Origin of the sequence: Okeania sp. SIO2B9, from assembly GCF_010672505.1 — a bacterium.
Taxonomy (GTDB): domain Bacteria; phylum Cyanobacteriota; class Cyanobacteriia; order Cyanobacteriales; family Microcoleaceae; genus Okeania; species Okeania hirsuta.
This window is the reverse complement of record NZ_JAAHGK010001756.1, coordinates 1-1,159: the sequence shown is the minus strand read 5'-3', so window position 1 is coordinate 1,159 and position 1,159 is coordinate 1. Positions and strand designations below refer to the sequence as shown.

The following is a 1,159-nucleotide window of genomic DNA, read 5'->3' as shown; positions in this document are numbered from 1 at the left end:
CCTTTGCTTTTTCCCAGACTTTTAATTCTTGCTCAAGCTCAATCCTAATCCCTACTCCAAATGCAATAAACTAGGAACGCTGAGAGCTGAGAGCTGAGAGATGACGCCTGAATGCTGACAATTATGGAATGGATTCAATTACTGTATTTTATCTAAGTAAAACAGTAAAAATAATATAAGTTACAAAAAAAAGAGGAGAAATAATATAATATTGGTTATACATTTATTCTTTTTGAATTTAATTGATAGTTAAGTAAAATATTTACCAGTTAGGATAATAAAAAATATGATAACTAAAACTTTACCCCTAGTAAAAGACTCAAAAAAATTAGAAAATCGCCTCAAAGAAATTCCCCAAACTCCGGGAGTTTATTTAATGCACGATAGTAGCGATCGCATCCTTTATATTGGTAAATCAAAAAAGCTCAGAAATCGAGTCCGCTCCTATTTTCGAGAAAGCAAAAACCACAGTCATCGTATTAGTTTAATGGTACAACAAGTGGTGGAAATTGAATTTATTGTCACAGATACAGAAGCAGAAGCTTTAGCATTAGAAGCTAATCTTGTTAAACAGCATCAACCATATTTTAATGTCTTACTCAAAGATGATAAAAAATATCCATATTTATGTATAACTTGGTCAGAAAATTACCCCAGAGTTTTTATTACTAGAAAACGACGATTAGGTAAAGCTCAAGACCGTTATTACGGTCCTTATGTAGATACCAGACTTTTAAGAAATACCCTACATTTAGTCAAACAAATTTTTCCTCTACGTCAACGACCAAAACCTTTATTTAAAGACCGCCCTTGTCTGAATTATGATATTGGTCACTGTCCGGGAGTTTGTCAGGAATTAATAACACCAGATGAATATCATAAAATTGTGCAAAAAGTCGCAATGGTTTTTCAAGGCAGAACAGGAGAATTAATTGATATATTGAATACTCAAATGGCAAAAGAAGCAGAGGCTTTAAATTTTGAAAAAGCGGCAGCTATTCGTGACCAAATTAGAGGTTTAGATTCTCTAAATGCCGACCAAAAAGTTTCTTTGCCAGACGATCGAGTTTCCAGAGATGCAATAGCATTAGCTGGTAATGACTAATTTACCTGCTCGAATTTGGAATAATTGAACGCAAGCAAATTTGTCATTACCAGA

General features: G+C 33.4%; 1 pseudogene. It reads left to right on the top strand.

Annotated elements, in window-relative coordinates:
- Nucleotides 1-286: 286 nt before the first annotated feature.
- A pseudogene (gene uvrC / locus F6K13_RS34205) lies at nucleotides 287-1,099 on the top strand (excinuclease ABC subunit UvrC); the annotation flags it as partial.
- Nucleotides 1,100-1,159 lie beyond the last annotated feature (60 nt).